This window comes from Pseudomonas germanica (assembly GCF_019614655.1).
GTDB classification, from domain to species: Bacteria; Pseudomonadota; Gammaproteobacteria; order Pseudomonadales; family Pseudomonadaceae; genus Aquipseudomonas; species Aquipseudomonas neuropathica.
The window spans coordinates 1,454,785-1,472,274 of sequence record NZ_CP071586.1; the positions used below are offsets into that span (position 1 = coordinate 1,454,785).

At 60.1% G+C, this 17,490-nt stretch carries 16 protein-coding genes; 7 read left to right on the forward strand and 9 right to left on the reverse strand.

The annotated features are described in order from the left end of the window. The first annotated feature begins 3 nt into the window (after positions 1-3). Positions 4-315 (forward strand): YqfO family protein, encoded by a 312-nt coding sequence (locus tag J0G10_RS06300; protein ID WP_016986104.1) that lies wholly within the window; start codon positions 4-6, stop codon positions 313-315. Positions 316-1,538: 1,223 nt separating this feature from the next. Next, entirely contained in the window at positions 1,539-1,901 is a 363-nt protein-coding gene (locus J0G10_RS06305) for a DUF6124 family protein (RefSeq protein ID WP_220558073.1), read from the forward strand. Positions 1,902-2,145: 244 nt separating this feature from the next. Here J0G10_RS06305 and nagE read toward each other — a convergent pair whose 3' ends face one another. From nagE to J0G10_RS06340, 7 genes are all read right to left on the reverse strand, one after another. Beyond that, positions 2,146-3,861, reverse strand: a complete 1,716-nt coding sequence (gene nagE, locus J0G10_RS06310; RefSeq protein WP_220558075.1) for an N-acetylglucosamine-specific PTS transporter subunit IIBC — start codon at positions 3,859-3,861, stop codon at positions 2,146-2,148. 23 nt (positions 3,862-3,884) lie between these two features. Further along, positions 3,885-6,398, reverse strand: a complete 2,514-nt coding sequence (gene ptsP, locus J0G10_RS06315; protein ID WP_220558077.1) for a phosphoenolpyruvate--protein phosphotransferase — start codon at positions 6,396-6,398, stop codon at positions 3,885-3,887. A 138-nt stretch (positions 6,399-6,536) separates the two neighbouring features. Continuing rightward, positions 6,537-7,559 carry an SIS domain-containing protein gene (locus tag J0G10_RS06320; protein ID WP_220558095.1) on the reverse strand — a complete coding sequence of 341 codons (1,023 nt, stop codon included), beginning with the start codon at positions 7,557-7,559 and terminating at the stop codon, positions 6,537-6,539. Continuing rightward, positions 7,540-8,646 (reverse strand): N-acetylglucosamine-6-phosphate deacetylase, encoded by a 1,107-nt coding sequence (nagA, locus tag J0G10_RS06325; RefSeq protein ID WP_095126660.1) that lies wholly within the window; start codon positions 8,644-8,646, stop codon positions 7,540-7,542. The genes J0G10_RS06320 and nagA overlap by 20 nt, the downstream gene beginning before the upstream one ends. A gap of 40 nt (positions 8,647-8,686) precedes the next feature. Beyond that, on the reverse strand, positions 8,687-9,418 hold the full coding sequence (locus J0G10_RS06330) for a GntR family transcriptional regulator (protein WP_093436861.1): 732 nt from the start codon (positions 9,416-9,418) through the stop codon (positions 8,687-8,689). A 283-nt stretch (positions 9,419-9,701) separates the two neighbouring features. Continuing rightward, on the reverse strand, positions 9,702-10,217 hold the full coding sequence (locus tag J0G10_RS06335) for a L,D-transpeptidase family protein (protein WP_095050942.1): 516 nt from the start codon (positions 10,215-10,217) through the stop codon (positions 9,702-9,704). Positions 10,218-10,330: 113 nt separating this feature from the next. After that, positions 10,331-10,882, reverse strand: coding sequence for an NUDIX hydrolase (locus J0G10_RS06340; protein WP_007909002.1), 552 nt, complete (start codon positions 10,880-10,882; stop codon positions 10,331-10,333). Between the two features lie 147 nt (positions 10,883-11,029). Between J0G10_RS06340 and J0G10_RS06345 the strand changes: the two genes are divergently transcribed. The 5 genes from J0G10_RS06345 to purT all read left to right on the forward strand — a co-directional run bounded on the left by J0G10_RS06345 (position 11,030) and on the right by purT (position 14,494). Continuing rightward, complete coding sequence (locus J0G10_RS06345; RefSeq protein WP_099758082.1) at positions 11,030-11,629, forward strand: CoA pyrophosphatase; 600 nt, start codon at positions 11,030-11,032, stop codon at positions 11,627-11,629. 62 nt (positions 11,630-11,691) lie between these two features. After that, entirely contained in the window at positions 11,692-12,216 is a 525-nt protein-coding gene (locus tag J0G10_RS06350) for a gamma carbonic anhydrase family protein (RefSeq protein ID WP_134174792.1), read from the forward strand. Next, positions 12,213-12,422 carry a DUF1289 domain-containing protein gene (locus tag J0G10_RS06355; protein WP_093436849.1) on the forward strand — a complete coding sequence of 70 codons (210 nt, stop codon included), beginning with the start codon at positions 12,213-12,215 and terminating at the stop codon, positions 12,420-12,422. Before J0G10_RS06350 ends, J0G10_RS06355 begins: the two co-directional genes overlap by 4 nt. Before the next feature lie 322 nt (positions 12,423-12,744). Next, positions 12,745-13,212 carry a 7-cyano-7-deazaguanine/7-aminomethyl-7-deazaguanine transporter gene (locus tag J0G10_RS06360; protein WP_220558097.1) on the forward strand — a complete coding sequence of 156 codons (468 nt, stop codon included), beginning with the start codon at positions 12,745-12,747 and terminating at the stop codon, positions 13,210-13,212. Positions 13,213-13,312: 100 nt separating this feature from the next. After that, entirely contained in the window at positions 13,313-14,494 is a 1,182-nt protein-coding gene (gene purT, locus J0G10_RS06365) for a formate-dependent phosphoribosylglycinamide formyltransferase (protein ID WP_093436840.1), read from the forward strand. A 120-nt stretch (positions 14,495-14,614) separates the two neighbouring features. Here the strand turns inward: purT and J0G10_RS06370 are convergent, their stop codons facing one another. Further along, on the reverse strand, positions 14,615-15,931 hold the full coding sequence (locus J0G10_RS06370; RefSeq protein ID WP_095050339.1) for an MFS transporter: 1,317 nt from the start codon (positions 15,929-15,931) through the stop codon (positions 14,615-14,617). A gap of 310 nt (positions 15,932-16,241) precedes the next feature. Then, positions 16,242-17,483 (reverse strand): transporter associated domain-containing protein, encoded by a 1,242-nt coding sequence (locus tag J0G10_RS06375; RefSeq protein ID WP_095050341.1) that lies wholly within the window; start codon positions 17,481-17,483, stop codon positions 16,242-16,244. Between the last annotated feature and the right edge of the window lie 7 nt (positions 17,484-17,490).

Below are 17,490 nucleotides of genomic sequence, written 5' to 3' on the forward strand. Positions count from 1 at the left end.
CCTGTGTACAAGCTCGCCTTTTTTGTTCCTGACAGTCATGTCGAGGTGGTCAAAGGGGCTGTGTTCGCTGCCGGTGGTGGGCGGATCGGTGACTATGACCACTGTGCTTGGCAGGTGCTCGGTCTGGGCCAGTTTCGACCGTTGGACGGCAGTCAGCCGTTCATGGGCGAGGCGGGGCGGGTTGAGCGGGTTGAGGAGTGGAAGGTTGAGCTTGTGGTGGCGGATGAGTTGATCGTTGCTGTGGTGGCGGCTCTCAAGTTGAGCCATCCCTACGAGACACCGGCGTATGAGGTGTGGCGGCTGGAAGATTTCTGACTTTTCTTGCTGCTGAAACGGGAAACCCGCAGATGAGTGATTGTCTGCGGGTTTTTTGTTGCCCCCCGATTTTCCAGGCAATGGGAATCCAATGTGGGAGCGAGCTTGCTCGCGAAGGCGTCGGATCAGGTAATGATGTTCTGGCTGACCGGGTACATATCCGTTGCTGCGGTAACGGCTTCTTAGGGTTCCGCCCTTACGGCGGGTCACTTTTTACAAACGCCTAAAAAGTAACCAAAAACGCTTGCCCCAACGTTCGGCCCACTCGCTAAAGCTCGGGGTTCCTTCGCTCCGGGATCCATCCGGGCGCATCGCCTACGGTTTGCTTCGCTGCACCTCCTCTCGATGCATTTGGCTGCGCCAAACGGTCGCTGCGCTCCCACCCCCGGATAAATCCCTCCACTCAGCCTGCCGACGGGGCCTGTGGATCAAGATCAAGAGCAGCAGCCGAGCTAACGCTCATCCTGTTGAGTGGTGAAGAGCACGGGGTGTTCGGCTTTTGATTTGTGTTGGAGCTGCCCCTCACCCCAGCCCTCTCCCGAGGGAGAGGGAGCCGATTTGTGGGCTTTTCAGGATCTGAATTCGACTCGGTATTTCACGTCGGCGAACATCCACCAAACACCCCGGTCAGTCCCCTCTCCTTCTGGGCGAGGGCAGGGTGAGGGGCTTTGATCTGTTTCAGAATCTGAATTCGACTCGGTATTTCACGTCGGCGAACATCCACCAAACACCCCGGTCAGTCCCCTCTCCCTCTGGGAGAGGGCTAGGGTGAGGGGCTTTTGATCTGTTTCAGAATCTGAATTCGACTCGGTATTTCACGTCGGCGAACATCCACCAAACACCCCGGTCAGTCCTCTCTCCCTCTGGGAGAGGGCTAGGGTGAGGGTTTGCTTTTGGCTGTTTAATGATGTGTCGAATAGCCAGAACCTTCCCACAAGGTTTTCAGGTTGTCCGTCGGACGCCCGCTCTCTAGGCTTTGCCTGTCGCTGCCAATTCAGCGACCGGGCGTGAGATCCCCGGAATGCTTGCCACTAGCGCCAACACCACGATAATTGGCGCCAGCTCAATCTGCTGCCTGTTTTATGGCGGCTGTGTGCGGGCAGACTTCGGTCTGGCCGGTTGCCTGCTCCGGTGGATCTCACCCTGCACATAGCTGCCACCTCTTCGCCGCGTGAGATCCGGCGAACGATGGCATCCCCACTTGCAGTAGCAGGAGTTGAATTTTGGACAAGCTAATACCTGATCCACCCCCCGAAACCACCACCCCACTCGAAGCCGCTATCCGCGCTGAAGACTTGGCAAAAAACCGCGAAGCCATCAAACGCGCCCTCGATTTCTACCTTAGCCCCGAACCCGCCAAACCCCGACAACCGAGCACCATGTTCCTCGTCCACCCCAGCGTCGACACCGAAAGCCTGCTCGCCCACGCCTGTGAATCGTTGGCCTCAGCAAACGCCATGGCCAGCAACTTCGCAACCGAACTAGGCGGTTTGCAACGCAACACCGCACTGGCCATTCAGCAAATCATCATGCTCGCCGAACTCGCGGTAAACCGGGCACTGGATCGAGTCGATCCAAAAACCTGACGACCGCGTCATCGTTCATCGCCAGCAGGCTGGCTCCCACAAGGTCGTGCACAATTTTGAGAACTCAGCACAACCTGTGGGAGCCTGGCTTGCCAGCGATGACGGCCTGATTCTTCGTATAGTTAGCTTCCCTGTAGGAGCTGTCGAGTGAAACGAGGCTGCGATCTTTTGATCTTGCTTATGATTGTAAAAAGCAAAATCAAAAGATCGCAGCCTGCGGCAGCTCCTTGGGTGATGTTTGGGGTCAGGCTTTGGCGCTGACTTCGCTGCGGTTGACCAGCGTTTCCAGTGCCCCGCTCAAACTCGCTGCTTTATCACCCACCAGCAAATGCCAGACTCCGCCATCCAACTGGCTGACACCGTGACACCCCAGATCCTTCAACTGCGCCTCAGACAACGCCTTGCCATCCGCCAATTGCAACCGAATCCGCGTCATCGCAATACAATCCAGTTGCAGCACATTGTCGCCACCGCCCAATGCATTCAGCCATTGCTGCGCCTCGGAACCGGCGACCACTACGGTTTTAGGCTCATCAGCAACAACAGCAGTTTCAACAAGAGCGGCACGTCCCAGAGAAGGCATCGCCAAGCGAATCTCATCCGCAATGCTGTCCGCCATCGGCCCAACCACAACCTGCAAACTCCCACCTTTACCCGGACGCACAACCGCCATTGCCCCCAACGCTTTCAGGTCTGCATCCGAAGCCTTGTTGCGATCAACCATCTCCAGTCGCAACCGCGTGGTGCAGGCGCCGACGGTGAGCAAGTTCTCTGCTCCGCCCAACGCCTTGATGTAGGCACTGGCGCGCTCGTTCTCAGTCAGTACGGCTTTTTCACTGACAGCGACATCCTCACGCCCCGGCGTCTTCAGATTGAAGCGACGAATGCAGAAATCAAACACCGCGTAATACACCACGGCATACGCCAGCCCGACCGGAATCACCAACCAGCCATTGGTCGAGCGGCCCCAGCCCAGCACCATGTCGATAAAACCGCCGGAGAAGGTGAAACCGAGGTGAATGTTCAACGCATTGGTGATCGCCATCGACAACCCGGTCAGCAGCGCATGCAGCAGATACAACAACGGCGCCAGAAACATGAAGGCGAATTCAATCGGCTCGGTCACCCCAGTCAAAAACGACGTCAAAGCCATCGACAGAAAAATCCCGCCCATCACCTTGCGCCGTTCCGGCAGGGCGTTGCGATACATCGCCAGGCACGCGGCGGGCAGGCCGAAGATCATCATCGGGAACATGCCGGTCATGAACTGGCCGCCCTTCGGATCACCGGCGAAGTAGCGCGACAGGTCACCCGTCACCAGAGCCCCGGTAGTTGGATCGGTGAAGTTGCCGAACACGAACCACGCCATGTTGTTGAGGATATGGTGCAGGCCGGTGACGATCAGCAGGCGGTTGAACACGCCAAACACGAACGCGCCGATACTGCCGCTTTCCATCATCAGCGCACCAAACGCGTTGATGCCGTGCTGGATCGGCGGCCAGATATAACCGAACACCACACCCAAACCGACCGCCGCGAACCCTGTGACAATCGGCACAAACCGTCGACCACCGAAGAAAGCCAGATACTCCGGCAGCTTGATGTCCTTGAAGCGGTTGTACAGCGCGCCGGCCATCAGGCCGCTGACGATACCGGCGAGCATGCCCATGTTGATGCTCGCGTCGAGCACCTTGAGCGTGGAGATCATCACCAGATAACCGATCACCCCGGCCAGGCCGGCGGTGCCGTTGTTGTCCTTGGCGAAACCGACGGCGATGCCGATGGCGAAGATCATCGCCAGGTTGGCGAAGATCACTTGGCCGGCATCGTGAATGATCGCGATGTTCAGCAGGTCGGTGTCACCCAGGCGCAGCAGCAGGCCGGCAATCGGCAGGATCGCGATCGGCAGCATCAGCGCGCGGCCGAGGCGTTGCAGGCCTTCGATGAAGAGTTGGTACATGGCGTTTGTCCTTTTTGTTTTTGTTAGCGCAGAGGCCAATGTTGATGACAGGCGTGACGCACGGCGGTGGCGCTGCTCAGCTTGAGCAGGTCACGACTGAGGCGCTGGCATTCGGCTTCGTGCAGTTGACGCACGCGGTCCTTGATTTCACCGATCTGCACCGGGCTGACCGACAGTTCGCTCACGCCGAGGCCGATCAAAACGGGTGTGGCCAGCGGGTCGGAGGCGAGGGCGCCGCAGACGCCGACCCAACGCTTGTGCACCGCCGCGCCTTCGCAGGTCATGGCGATCAGGCGCAGCAGCGCCGGGTGCAGGGCGTCGACGCGGGCGGCCAGGCCTGCGTGATCGCGATCCATGGCCAAGGTGTATTGCGACAAGTCGTTGGTACCGATCGAAAGGAAGTCGGCGTGTTCGGCGAGTTGTTCGGCTTGCAGCGCGGCGGCCGGGACTTCGATCATCACGCCGATTTCCGGGCGTTGCGTGATGCCCATCTCCAGGCACAGCGCATCGACGCGTTGGCGGATGTGCAGCAACTCATCCACTTCGGTGACCATCGGCAATAGGATCCGGCAGCGGCGCAGCGGGCTGACTTGCAGCAGCGCGCGCAGTTGCTGGTCGAGGATTTCCGGGCGCGCCTGAGCCAGACGAATGCCGCGCAGGCCGAGCACCGGGTTGGCCTCGACGGGCAGCGGCAGGTAATCGAGTTGCTTGTCGCCGCCAACGTCGATGGTGCGGATGATCACTGAGTGATCGCCCATCGCATCCAGTACGCCTTGATAGGCCGCACGCTGTTCTTCGACATCCGGCGCGGTCTGACGATCGACGAACAAAAACTCAGTGCGCAACAGACCAACGCCATCAGCGCCGTTGGCGAAGGCATCTGCCGCTTCACCGCTGGAGGCAACGTTGGCGACGACTTCGATGGTCACGCCGTTGCGGGTTTCTGCAGGCAGGTGAGCCTTGGCTTGCTGTGCGTTGCGGCGCTGCTGACGGTCGAGTTGCGCCTGCTGAACTTCAGCCAGGCGTTCGGCATCTGGCGTCAGTTCGAGGCGTCCACTGTCGGCATCAAGCACCACCGCTTGGCCTTGTCGCTGATCAAGCAAGGCAGAACCCAACGCCACCATGCACGGCAGACCTTTGCCGCGAGCGAGAATTGCCACATGCGACGTCGCGCCACCCTCGGCCATGCATAACCCGGCAACGCCATGCGCGCTGAGTTGCAGCAGATCCGAAGGCGTCAGTTCATGAGCGGCAACAATGGCGCCGGCCGGCACATCGTAATGCCAGGCTTCGCCAAGCAATGCCCGCAACACCCGTTGCTTGAGGTCACGCAGATCGTTGGCGCGTTCGGCCAGCAGCGCGCTGCCGGTTTGCTGCAGCATTTCGCACTGCACGTCGATCGACTGGCTCCAGGCGTGAGTTGCCGCACAACCTTGTTCGATGGATCGCTGTGCAGCATCGAGCAGCGCCGGGTCTTCGAGCAGTGCCAGATGCGCGGCGAAGATCGCTTCTTCGTCGGCATTCCTGTTTTTTTTCGCTTGCATGAGGGTGGCGTCGATTTCGTTGCGGACCTGAGTCAGCGCTGTGTCGAGCACCTGCTGTTGCTGCAGCGGATCATGATTGCCCGCATCCGCTGGCAAACTGATCGCGTTCAAACGAAACAGCGGCCCGCCAACCAGTCCCGGCGCAGCACATACACCGTGCAACACGCCAGCCTCGGCCGGGCGCTTAAGAGCGGCAACATTGACCGGCGCCACCGCGTGATGATCATCCGGCAGCGCCGTGGCCAACGCGCTGAGCAACGCTTGCAGCGCGGCTTCAGCGTCCGGCCCCTGACAACTGACCTGCACCTCATCCTGCTCGCCAACGGCCAGGCCCATCAAACCGATCAGGCTGTTGCACGGCGCCGATTTGCCGGCGAAGTGCAGTTGCGACTGGCTCTTGAACCCTTGCGCAGTCTGCCGAATCAGCGCAGCCGGGCGGGCATGCAAACCACCGCGATGGGCCACCAGAACATGGCCATGAACCTCAGGCCCGCCGATGACTGCTGCGCTCGCCGCCAGACCGTTGCGCGCAATAATGTGCAGCAACGGCTCGCCGACTTTCACTGCTTTGAGCGTAATCGGCCGCACCTGAAAATCCTGGCTGTTGGTCAGGATCAACAGGCTGACCAGGCTTTTGCATTGCTGGCCGACCTTGTCCAGGTCATAGCGCAACAACGGCTGACCCTTGCTGACGCGGGTGCCATCCTTGACCAGCATCGAGAAGCCTTCGCCGTTCAACTCAACGGTATCGAGGCCCAGATGCAGAAGGATCTCCGCGCCGTTGTCGGCACGCACGGTGAGCGCGTGGCCGGTGCGGGCGACGTGAATGATCATTCCGGCGCACGGCGAATACAGCGTGTCGTTGATCGGGTCGATAGCAATGCCGTCGCCCATGGCGCCGCTGGCGAACACCGCGTCCGGGACTTTGGCGAGCGTGAGCACCGGGCCGCTGAGCGGGGCGCTGAGGGTCAGCTCTTTATTGTTGTTGTGCATGGCTCGGTCTCATCGGTTATATCTCGGTTCGATGTCCCCTGTAGGAGCTGCCGAAGGCTGCGATCTTTTGATCTTGTCTTTCTGTGAATCAAAATCAAAAGATCGCAGCCTTCGGCAGCTCCTACAGGTTTGCTTCAATTAATGCGTGCGGGTCACTTTGCTCAGGTGACGTGGCTGATCCGGGTCCATGCCACGGGCCACGGCCAGACCGGCGGCCATCACGTAAAAGCTCTGGATCGCCAGAATCGGATCAAGGGCCGGGTGCTCGGCGCGGGTCAGGGTCAGATCGCGTTCGTTCACATCGTCCGGCGCTGCCAGCAACACGCGGGCGCCGCGTTGACGCATTTCCGCCGCAAGACTCAGCAGGCCAGCCTGTTCAGCGCCGCGTGGGGCGAAAACCAGCAACGGGTAGTGTTCGTCGATCAGCGCCATCGGGCCGTGACGGACTTCGGCGCTGCTGAACGCTTCAGCTTGAATCGCCGAGGTTTCCTTGAATTTCAGCGCTGCCTCTTGGGCGATGGCAAACCCGGCTCCCCGGCCGATGACCATCAAACGCTCGCAATCGAGCAGCGCTTCGATGGCCATGCTCCAGTCCTGTTTCGCCGCTTCGCGCAGGCCTTCAGGCAGGGCGTTGCCGGCCTCGAGCAATTCGTTGTCCTCTTTCCAGTGCGCGATCAAACGAGCGCTGGCGCTGAGGGTGGCGATAAAACTTTTGGTCGCGGCGACGCTGCTTTCAGTCCCGGCGAGCAGTGGCACGCTGAATTCACACGCGGCTTCCAGTGGCGAATCGGCGGCGTTGACCATCGACACGCTTAACGCGCCACGCTTGCGCAACAGACGCAAGCTGTTGACCAGATCCGGGCTCTGCCCCGACTGGGAAAAGGCGAACGCGACCTGACCGCTGACCTTCAACGGCGCCTGCTGCATGGTCACCACCGACATCGGCAACGACGCCACCGGGACGCCAAGTTGCTGCATGGTCAGGTAGGCGAAGTAGCTCGCCGCGTGGTCGGAGCTGCCGCGAGCCACAGTCATTGCCACTTGCGGCGGCTGACGGCGCAGGCGCCCGGCAATTTCGATCATTTGCGGGTCGAGCTGTTGCAGTTGGGCTTGCACGGCCTCGAACGAGGACAGCGCCTCTTCAAGCATTTTTGAAGTCAATGTCTTCTCCTTCGACCATGACGGCGGTCAGTGTGAGTGAGCGGTCCAGCCGCACGCAGTCGGCCCAGGCGCCAGGTGCAAGGCGCCCGCGTTCAGTAATGCCGAGATAGTCGGCGGGAAATTGCGACAGGCGTTGCGAGGCCTCGGCGATCGGCAAACCGATCTTCACCAGATTGCGCAGGGCTTGATCCATGGTCAGCGTGCTGCCGGCCAACGTGCCGTCGGGCAGGCGTACGCCGCCCAGGCATTTGGTCACGGTGTGGCTGCCGAGCTTGTATTCACCGTCGGGCATGCCGGCGGCGGCAGTCGAATCGGTGACGCAATACAGGCACGGGATTGAGCGCAGGGCCACCCGAATGGCGCCGGGATGCACATGCAGCAAATCCGGAATCAGCTCGGCGAATTTGGCGTGGGCCAGCGCGGCGCCGACGATGCCTGGCTCGCGGTGATGCAGCGGGCTCATGGCGTTATAGAGATGGGTGAAACTGGTCGCACCGGCATCGAGTGCGGCAACGCCTTCCTCGTAACTGCCGAGGGTGTGGCCGATCTGCATGCGCACGCCACGGCTGCTCAGCTCACGGATCAAACCGTCATGGCCGGCGATTTCCGGGGCGATGGTGATCACGCGGATCGGCGCCAGTGCCAGGTATTCTTCGACTTCGGCCATCAATGCGGTGTGGGCGAAGTTCGGTTGCGCGCCGAGTTTGCCGGGGTTGATGTACGGGCCTTCGAGGTGTACGCCGAGGACTCGCGCGGCACCTTTCGGACGCTGTTCGCAGAACTCTCCGACTTCTTTCAAGACGCTGGAGATCTCGGCGCTCGGCGCGGTCATGGTGGTGGCCAGCAGCGAGGTGGTGCCGAAACGCACGTGGGTTCTGGTGATGGTCTCGAAGGCGCTGGCGCCTTCCATGATGTCTTTGCCACCGCCGCCGTGGACGTGCAGATCGATGAAACCCGGCAGCAGATACGGCAGGTCATTGTCGGTCGGATCGCAGGGCACGCCTTCGATCGACACGACTTTGCCGTGTTCGTGGACCAGCCGGCCGCGAACCCAGCCGCTGGCGGTAAGGATGTTGTCTTCGGACATTTTGGTTCTCGCTTTTGGCCGCGCTTAACGACGCAGCTCTTTATCTACGAAGCTCTGCAACAAAGTCGTAGTAGTCGTTGCGGCAATAGGTGTCGGTGACTTCAATCGGTGTGTTGTCTTCGAGGTAGCCGACCCGGGTCATCAGAAGCATCGCGGTGCCGGGTGCGATGCCGACCAGTGCGGCGAACTCGTCAGAGGCGTTGATCGCCTGGATGTGCTGCAGGGCGCGGACGATCGGCTTGCCGATGCCGTCGAGGTATTCGTAGAGCGAATCGCCAACCAATTGCGGCTTGGGCATGATCGAGGCGGGCAGGGTGCTCATTTCGATGGCCATGACTGTGTCATCGGCTTTGCGCAGACGCTTCATGCGCGCGACCTTGTCGTTCGGCGACAGGCTGAGGCGGATCAGTTCTTCGTGGGTCGGCAGGGTGATTTCGCGTTCCAGCCATTGCGAGCTGGGTACGAAACCCTTGAGGCGCAGCATCTCGCTGAAACCCGAAAGGCGCGACAGCGGTTGTTCGAGGCGAGGGGTGATGAAAGTGCCGGAACCTTGCAGGCGACGAATCAGGCCTTGATCAAGCAGAACTTCCAGCGCCTTGCGCGCAGTCACTCGGGAAATGCCCAGTTGCTCGCTGAGGTTGCGTTCCGAAGGCATCGCCTGCTCGGACTTCCACTGCCCGGCATGAATCGCTGCTTCCAGATTGCGCGCTAGCTGCAGGTACAGCGGCGTCGGCTGGGAGTCGTCCGGGCGTAGGGTATGGAGGTCGTTCATGTAGGGCATTTCCGTCGCGAGTATAGGATTGTTGTGGCTCGCTTGTGGGGCGGAAATTAATACCACTTGAATACCATGTCAACGCACGGAAATGGCCTTTGGCCCAATGGAATGGAGGGTTTTAGGGGGTGTGGTTTCAAGTGGTATTAGTGTTGGCCTATAAAAAGCAAAAGATCGCAGCCTGCGGCAGCGCCTACAGTTGAGAGTGGTATCACCTCTGTAGGCGCTGCCGCAGGCTGCGATCTTTTGATTTATTTTTTTGCAGGTGACCAGTGGTCAGGGTTTAAGGGCGAATTTCGACCATCGTGCCGTCCGGCACCAGGTTCCATACTTCGCGCATATCAACGTTGCGCATGGCGACGCAGCCGTCAGTCCAGTCCAGGGTGTGGAACAGGTCTTCCGGGGTCTCTTCCGAATCCGGCGTGCCGTGGATCATGATCATCCCGCCGGGCTCGACGCCCTCACGCCGGGCGCGGGCCGAATCGCTGATGTTCGGGTAGGAAATGTGCATCGACAGATTGAATTTGTCGCTGGTCTTGCGCCAGTCGATCCAATAGAAACCTTCTGGCGTGCGCTTGTCGCCTTCTATCAGTTTCGGACCTTTCTTCGCGCCTTTGCCCAGGGAAATGCGATAGGTCTTCAGCGGCTTGCCGTCGGCGATCAGCTGCAGTTGATGCGCGGATTTAAGCACCAGAACTTTTTCGATAAGAGGTGTATTCGACGGCGTCACGGTGGTCACGAATGACGCTTGGGAGACGGTAACGAACGACAGGCAAAACAGGGCAAGCAACCAGCGCATTGAAACGATTCCCCAAGGAGTGACGCAGATAACCAACATTTTATATGTATGTGTACATGTAGGAGCTGCCGAAGGCTGCGATCTTTTTGTCGGCCATCATGCCAATGTCTTGATTAAATAATGACCGGCTGCGCCAACGGAGGAATCGATTCAGACCGAACCGGATACGCCTCGATACGCCGATCAGCGAAGAAGCATTCTAAGGTACGCCCCACCGTGCGGAAAGCCAGCTCGTCCCAGGGAATGTCGGCTTCGTCGAATAGTTGTACTTCGAGGCTCTCGGGGCCGGCGGCAAAGTCCAGGTCGACCAGTTCGGCGCGGAAGAACACATGCACCTGACTGATGTGCGGTACGTCGATCAGCGTGTAGATACTCAGGTTGCGCACCCGGGCGCAGGCTTCTTCGGCGGTTTCGCGTACGGCGGCCTGCTCGATGGTCTCGCCGTTCTCCATGAAGCCGGCGGGCAAGGTCCAGTAGCCGAGACGCGGCTCGATGGCGCGGCGGCAGAGCAACACTTTCGTGCCCCAGGTCGGCACGCAACCGGCGACGATATTGGGGTTTTGATAGTGAATGGTCTGACAGCTGTCACAGACAAATCGCAGCCGCGAATCGCCTTCGGGAATGCGCTGGGTGACCGGGTTACCGCAGTGGCTGCAAAATTTCATGCTGGGCTTCCTGAATGCTGCGCCTATCTTGGCGTGCAGCGGTGCCGGTCGGCAAGTTGTCGTTTCGCGACACGGCGGGTTTCGGGGGCTTGGGCGCTTGCAACGATTGGTGCATGATGCAGAGTAAGGCACAGATCGAGAACACTCATGCTGGACGAGCTACTGCATAGGGTTAGCAACCACACACCGCGCACGCTGGAGACCGACACCCGTTTCCCCGAGGCCGCCGTTCTGGTGCCGATCACCCGCAGTGACGAGCCGGAACTGGTACTGACCCTGCGCGCCAGCGGGCTCTCGACCCACGGCGGCGAAGTCGCGTTCCCCGGTGGCCGTCGCGACCCGGAAGACCCCGACCTGATCTTCACCGCGCTACGCGAAGCCGAAGAAGAGATCGGCCTGCCACCCGGCCTGGTTGAAATCATCGGCCCGCTCAGTCCGCTGATCTCCCTGCACGGCATCAAGGTCACGCCGTATGTCGGCGTCATCCCTGATTTTGTCGAGTATCTGGCCAACGATGCCGAGATTGCTGCGGTGTTCACTGTGCCGCTGGAATTCTTCCGCAAAGACCCCCGTGAACACACGCACCGCATCGACTATCAGGGTCGCAGCTGGTACGTGCCGAGCTACCGCTTTGGCGAGTACAAGATCTGGGGGCTGACCGCGATCATGATCGTCGAGTTGATCAATCTGCTCTATGACGCCAAGATCAGCCTGCACCAACCGCCGAAAAGCTTTCTTGATATTTGAACGCATCAATACCTGAGCCATCGGCAGAATGGCCATTCACCGTGAGCCCTGAGGAAAACAAGATGAAATACCGCTTGGGCGACGCCCGTGTCGAGACCCATCCACAAAGCTGGGTCGCCCCCAATGCCGTACTGGTGGGCAAGGTCAAACTCGAAGAGGGCGCCAACGTCTGGTTCAACGCCGTGCTGCGCGGCGACAACGAACTGATCCTGATCGGCAAGAACAGCAATGTGCAGGACGGCACGGTGATGCACACCGACATGGGCTTTCCGCTGACCATCGGTACCGGCGTGACCATCGGCCACAACGCCATGCTCCACGGCTGCACCGTCGGCGATTACAGCCTGATCGGCATTAACGCGGTGATTCTCAACGGCGCGAAGATCGGCAAAAACTGCATCATTGGCGCCAACTCGCTGATTGGCGAAGGCAAAGAGATTCCCGACGGTTCGCTGGTGATGGGCTCACCGGGCAAGGTCGTGCGCGAACTGACCGAGGCGCAGAAGAAGATGCTCGAAGCCAGCGCCGCCCACTATGTGCATAACTCGCAGCGCTATGCTCGTGATCTGGTTGAGCAAGAAGAATGAATACCGCCGAAAGACCCGTTGCCTCGCCGTGCGTGAATATTTGTGCGCTGGATGAGGATGACATTTGTACTGGCTGCCAGCGTACGGTCGCGGAGATCACCCGCTGGGGCCGTATGACCAACGACGAGCGCCGCGTGGTGCTGGGGTTGTGTCATGAGCGGGCGAAGGCGAGTGGGTTGGTGTGGATGATCCCTTCGAAATCGTGATCGGCTTGAGGGTGCCCTCACCCTAACCCTCTCCCAGAGGGAGAGGGGACTGACCGAGTTGATAGTTCGAACTACATCGACCTGAACGATTGAGTCGAACTCAGGTTTGAAAAGCCCCCGATCGGCTCCCTTTCCCCCTCGCCTGAAGGAAAGGGATTGTTCAAGCTGCACCTATCTGCGTTATCGAGTCGAGCTCGGATTGGAATCCAGGGAAGATGGGCTCCCTTTCCCCCTCGCCCCCTGGGGGAGAGGGCTGGGGTGAGGGGGTGGCTCTTGATCTGCGGGTCCAGTAATCTGTGCGCCAATCTGCCAGGTCGCCTCCATGATTTTCCTCATCGCCTACATCAGCAGCGTTGTGCTGATCAACTTCGCCTTCTCTACCGCGCCACACCTGGACGTCATCTGGTCGGCCTGGGGCGGTCTGGTCTTCATACTGCGCGACATGGTGCAAACCCGCTTCGGTCACGGCGCACTCGTGGCGATGCTGGCGGCGCTGGTGCTGTCTTATGTCACGTCAGATCCTTCCATTGCCCTTGCCAGCGCCACAGCGTTCGCAGTGTCCGAGATCATCGACTGGCTGGTGTTCAGCATCACCAAGCGCCCCTTGCGCGACCGCTTGTGGATCAGTTCGGCACTTAGCATTCCTATCGATACCTTCATCTTCTTCGGCATGATCGACCTGTTGACGCCGCCGGTGATCATCACCGCACTGGCTTCGAAATTCGCCGGTGTCACCGCCGTCTGGCTGATCATGGCCTGGCGCGAGCGTAAACAGGCCGTCGCCGGCTGAAGCCAAAGCCTCAGGTTCATGTAAAATGCCGCGCTTTCTCCCCATGGAAAGCGCGTCTAGCGTTGCTTTCCTCGATGATCCGCTTCTTTGAGGACCTGAGATGACCCGTATCGGAACTCCATTGTCGCCAACCGCGACCCGCGTATTGCTGTGTGGCTGTGGTGAGTTGGGCAAGGAAGTGGTGATCGAGCTGCAACGCCTGGGCGTTGAAGTGATTGCCGTCGATCGCTACGCCAATGCGCCAGCCATGCAGGTTGCCCATCGCAGTCACGTGATCAATATGCTCGACGGCGCTGCCCTGCGTGCCGTGATCGAAGCCGAGAAACCGCACTTCATCGTGCCGGAAATCGAAGCGATCGCCACCGCCACGCTGGTCGAACTGGAAGCCGAAGGCTTCACCGTGATCCCGACCGCGCGCGCTGCGCAACTGACCATGAACCGCGAAGGCATCCGTCGTCTGGCCGCCGAAGAGCTGGACCTGCCGACCTCGCCGTACCACTTTGCCGACACCTTCGAGGACTACAGCAAAGCCGTTCAGGACCTAGGCTTCCCATGCGTCGTCAAACCAGTCATGAGCTCGTCGGGCAAAGGCCAGAGCCTGCTGCGTAGCGCTGATGACGTGCAGAAGGCATGGGATTATGCGCAAGAGGGCGGTCGCGCCGGCAAAGGCCGGGTGATCATCGAAGGTTTCATCGATTTCGATTACGAGATCACCCTGCTGACCGTGCGCCACATCGGCGGCACTACGTTCTGCGCGCCGGTCGGTCACCGTCAGGAGAAGGGTGACTATCAGGAATCCTGGCAGCCGCAAGCCATGAGCCCGGTTGCCCTGGCTGAATCCGAGCGCGTTGCCAAAGCGGTAACTGAAGCGCTGGGTGGTCGCGGTCTGTTCGGCGTTGAGCTGTTCATCAAGGGTGATCAGGTGTGGTTCAGCGAAGTTTCGCCGCGCCCGCATGACACCGGTCTGGTAACGCTGATTTCGCAGGATCTGTCGCAGTTCGCCCTGCACGCTCGCGCAATTCTGGGCCTGCCGGTACCGCTGATCCGTCAGTTCGGGCCATCGGCTTCGGCGGTGATTCTGGTGGAAGGGCAGTCGACTCAGACCGCTTTCGCCAACCTCGGCGCGGCGTTGAGCGAGCCGGACACGGCGCTGCGACTGTTCGGCAAGCCGGAAGTGAATGGCCAGCGCCGCATGGGCGTGGCGCTGGCGCGAGATGAGTCGATCGAAGCCGCTCGTGCCAAGGCGACCCGCGCTGCTCAGGCTGTTGTGGTCGAGCTCTAAACCGAGTCGCGACATTCGCGAGCAAGCTCGCTCCCACATGGGATTGGGTGAACACAGAATCTGTGACCAACCCCAAAAACCTGTGGGAGCGAGCCTGCTCGCGAAGCTTTTGATCTTCTGTCAGGCAACCTGATTCAGATCGTTGCCACGCGTTTCCTTCAGGCACAGCACCGCAATCAAACTCAGCACCGCCGCCCCCGACACATACCCACCGACATAACTCAAACCGCCCATCGCCACCAGTTTCTGCGCAAAGAACGGCGCCGCCGAGGCCCCGACTATGCCGCCCAGGTTATACGCCGCCGAAGCACCGGTATAACGCACGTGAGTCGGAAACAGCTCCGGCAACAGCGCGCCCATCGGTGCAAACGTCACGCCCATCAAGAACAGCTCGATGCACAGAAACAGCGCCACGCCCCAGGTCGAACCCTGAGTCAGCAACGGCTCCATCAGGAACCCGGAAAGAATCGCCAGCACGCCACCGATGATCAGCACCGGTTTGCGCCCGTAACGGTCGCTGGCCCAAGCCGACAGCGGCGTGGCGGCGGCCATGAACAGCACGGCAAAACACAGCAGCCCGAGGAAGGTTTCGCGGCTATAGCCAAGTGTGGAAACCCCGTAACTCAGTGAGAACACCGTCGAGATATAGAACAGCGCATAACAGACCACCATCGCCGCCGCGCCCAGCAATGTCGGCGCCCAGTACTGACTGAACAGCTCGACCAGCGGTATCTTCACCCGCTCCTGACGGGCGATGGCGTTGGCAAACACCGGTGTTTCATGCAGTTTCAATCGCACATACAGACCGACCATCACCAGCGCTGCGCTGAGCAGGAACGGAATCCGCCAGCCCCAGCTGCGGAACTGCTCGTCATCGAGGGTCATGGCCAAGGTCAGAAACAAGCCGTTCGCGGCGAGAAAGCCGATCGAAGGTCCGAGCTGCGGAAACATGCCGAACCACGCACGCTTGCCTTTCGGCGCGTTTTCCGTGGCCAGCAATGCAGCGCCACCCCATTCACCGCCCAATCCCAGGCCCTGTCCGAAGCGCAGCACGCACAGCAGAATCGGCGCCCAGGCGCCAATCGTGGCGTAACCTGGCAGCACGCCGATCAGCGTCGTACACACGCCCATCAACAGCAGCGAGGCCACCAGCGTCGACTTGCGCCCGATACGGTCACCGAAGTGGCCGAACAGCGCCGAACCCAGCGGTCTGGCGAGGAAGGCGATGCCGAAGGTCAGGAACGCCGACAGCATCTGCGCGGTGCCAGAGGTCTGAGGAAAGAACACCGGCCCGATCACCAAAGCGGCGGCGGTGGCGTAAACATAGAAGTCGTAGAACTCGATCGCGGTGCCGATAAAACTCGCCGTCGCCACGCGGGTGGCGGAATTCGTCGGTTGGGCAGGCGCGGTGGCACTGTAAGCGGTACTGGTCGTCATGCGGTGATCCCTGACAGTCATGAGCTCCATTGGAGCGAATTATTATGGTCGAGCACCCAGGGATGTGGGATGAGGCGCGGTCGCTGTTTCAGGTAGGAACAGTCGCCGGTGTAATGCAGAAATGGCCGAAACCTGTCAGGTGCGGGGTAAGCACGAGGTTCGGCGGGGCTTGGGTAAGCGCCTCGATTATAGGAAGGGGGCTAACGATTGAACAAGAGCAAAAAGATCGCAGCCTGCGGCAGCTCCTACATGGGAACGCATTTCAAATGTAGGAGCTGCCGAAGGCTGCGATCTTTTGATCTTTGATCTTTTATCGGGCAGGCAGCAAAGCAGGCACAGACGAGGTATGCCAAATCAGCACCTTGCTCACCCGGTTCTCCTCGGTCTCGAGAATCTCCAGCCGATAGCGCCCGATCTTCAAGCACACCGCGCTCTCAGGAATCGTCTCCAACGCTTCAGTCACCAGCCCATTCAGCGTTTTCGGCCCATCGCTCGGCAAATGCCAACCCAGGCACTTGTTCAGCTCGCGGATCGACGCGGCACCGTCAATGACCATGCGGCCATCGCCCTGTGGATGAATATGCGGATTATCCAGACTGTGCTCGCTTTCAAACTCGCCGACGATTTCTTCGAGAATGTCTTCCAGCGTGACGATGCCGAGCACTTCGCCGTACTCATCCACGACCATGCCCAGGCGCCGCTGCTGCTTGTGGAAGTTCAGCAGTTGCAGTTGCAGCGGCGTGCTTTCCGGCACGAAGTACGGTTCGTAACTAGCGGCCAGCAGCGCTTCGCGCGTCAGATCACCGTTGTTCAGCAGGTGCCGGATCTGCCGGGTGTTGAGCACCGCTTCAACCTGATTGATGTCGCTATGGAACACCGGCAGGCGTGTGCGCTTGTTATGCCGCAGTTGTTCGATGATTTCTTCGATCGAGTCATCGAGGTTGATGCCGTCGACGTCACTGCGCGGCACCAGAATGTCGTTGACCGTAATATTGTCCAGCGCATGAATGCCTGAGACCGGGTGCGCCCGGACCGGGTGTTCTGGATCGTCGTACCGATCGGCAGGCGAGTCATCTTCGCTTTGCTGCACGACCTGAACCTTGCGTGCAAATGGAGTCATCAGCAAACCGCTGATACGGCTGAACAACCAGGCAAACGGATAGACAATCTTCAGTGGCACGGTCAGCAAGGTATTGCCAAACGCCAGCACCGCATCGGGATAACGCTGGGCGACGGTGCGCGGGAAGTAATCGGCAAACACCAGCAGAATTGCGCCGGCACCGAGGCACGCAGCCCAAGGGCCGTTTTCTTCGCAGAGGAAAATCGCCAGCAGTGTCGCGATGACGACCGCGAGAGCGCGGCACAGGGTATTGCAGAGAATGAGGCTGTCGAGCGGGAAGCTCAGCTTCGCCAGCGGCTTATCGCTGGCGCGCGAGGCGGTGCGTTGCGCGAGCAGGTGTTGCTGCGCGATTTCGACGGCGGTAAACAACCCTGACCATAAAATCAGCAGGACAAATACCGCGAGCATCGGCCCAAGGGGCAAACCGTCCATTTATGCC

Excerpts from the sequence above, each read along its gene's own strand:
- nagE (WP_220558075.1), bottom strand. The coding sequence starts at position 3,861 with ATGTACCAACTCTTCATCGAAGGCCTGCAACGCCTCGGCCGCGCGCTG.
- ptsP (WP_220558077.1), bottom strand. The coding sequence starts at position 6,398 with ATGCACAACAACAATAAAGAGCTGACCCTCAGCGCCCCGCTCAGCGGC.
- nagA (WP_095126660.1), bottom strand. The coding sequence starts at position 8,646 with ATGTCCGAAGACAACATCCTTACCGCCAGCGGCTGGGTTCGCGGCCGG.
- J0G10_RS06330 (WP_093436861.1), bottom strand. The coding sequence starts at position 9,418 with ATGAACGACCTCCATACCCTACGCCCGGACGACTCCCAGCCGACGCCG.
- J0G10_RS06335 (WP_095050942.1), bottom strand. The coding sequence starts at position 10,217 with ATGCGCTGGTTGCTTGCCCTGTTTTGCCTGTCGTTCGTTACCGTCTCC.
- J0G10_RS06340 (WP_007909002.1), bottom strand. The coding sequence starts at position 10,882 with ATGAAATTTTGCAGCCACTGCGGTAACCCGGTCACCCAGCGCATTCCC.
- J0G10_RS06345 (WP_099758082.1), top strand. The coding sequence starts at position 11,030 with ATGCTGGACGAGCTACTGCATAGGGTTAGCAACCACACACCGCGCACG.
- J0G10_RS06350 (WP_134174792.1), top strand. The coding sequence starts at position 11,692 with ATGAAATACCGCTTGGGCGACGCCCGTGTCGAGACCCATCCACAAAGC.
- J0G10_RS06355 (WP_093436849.1), top strand. The coding sequence starts at position 12,213 with ATGAATACCGCCGAAAGACCCGTTGCCTCGCCGTGCGTGAATATTTGT.
- J0G10_RS06360 (WP_220558097.1), top strand. The coding sequence starts at position 12,745 with ATGATTTTCCTCATCGCCTACATCAGCAGCGTTGTGCTGATCAACTTC.
- purT (WP_093436840.1), top strand. The coding sequence starts at position 13,313 with ATGACCCGTATCGGAACTCCATTGTCGCCAACCGCGACCCGCGTATTG.
- J0G10_RS06370 (WP_095050339.1), bottom strand. The coding sequence starts at position 15,931 with ATGACGACCAGTACCGCTTACAGTGCCACCGCGCCTGCCCAACCGACG.
- J0G10_RS06375 (WP_095050341.1), bottom strand. The coding sequence starts at position 17,483 with ATGGACGGTTTGCCCCTTGGGCCGATGCTCGCGGTATTTGTCCTGCTG.